The following is an 874-nucleotide window of genomic DNA, read 5'->3' on the forward strand; positions in this document are numbered from 1 at the left end:
TTTTTACCGTAAAACCAATAATAAACCTTTGGATAAACTGACCATAATGGTCATCAGTAAAGAAGGTGTTTTTGCATTAGTAATCGAAAATACTACACTGTTTTATAATATGGGAGGGGAAATGATGACAAATCGGGATAAATTAAAAAAAGAGTTTAATGGGGATCTCGATGAAAAAGCAAATGTTACTTATAATGACATTATTAAGCAGGTAGCAAAAGTTTTACCGAGCTATGGACTTAGTTTATATAAAGCAAATAGTGGTTTAACCAATTGGAGTAAGATGACTTATAATCCAACTACAAATTTAGTCGATGAAATCCTTTGTAAATAAAAAAATAAAATTATGAAATCATATTTAGCAATATTATTATTAACACTGATTGTAAATTGCCAAGCGCAGTCTCCTGTTTATACTTTGGGACAAAGCCCTATTGATAAACCGCAAAACTCTTATCTAAAAGATACAAACGACATCCTAAACAAGTTTTCAGGAACATGGGTTTATAGTCAAAATGGGAAAGTATTTACAATAATTTTACATAAATCAGAAATGGTTAAACTCATAAATTATTATGTCGATGAGCTTAATGGAAGTTATAAATTTATAGAAAATGGAGTAACTATAGTTGACACAAATAATTATGCTCTTTTAGATTCGAAGTTAACAGGTGCACAGCTTTGGGAAGGAAATACAAATAAAGTAAGTATATATTTTAATGATCCTGAACGACCGAAAATGAGTTGTAAGGCAGTATTGACCTATTCAAACATTAATGGGGTTGAAAAGCTACATTGGGATTTAAAATTGACAGGTTATGTTTCGTCACGTGATCCCAATATGAACCAGGCAACAGATTTTAGGGTTCCTACT

General features: G+C 30.8%; 2 protein-coding genes. Both read left to right on the forward strand.

Annotation, left to right across the window (positions count from 1 at the left end; genetic code table 11):
- Positions 1-334, forward strand: a 334-nt coding sequence (locus OF897_RS21535; protein WP_267267720.1) for a hypothetical protein, incomplete at its 5' end; no start/stop codon positions are given.
- A 12-nt stretch (positions 335-346) separates the two neighbouring features.
- On the forward strand, positions 347-874 hold a 528-nt coding region (locus OF897_RS21540; RefSeq protein ID WP_323809086.1), incomplete at its 3' end, for a DUF6705 family protein.

This window comes from Chryseobacterium formosum (assembly GCF_026460885.1).
Taxonomy (GTDB): domain Bacteria; phylum Bacteroidota; class Bacteroidia; order Flavobacteriales; family Weeksellaceae; genus Chryseobacterium; species Chryseobacterium formosus.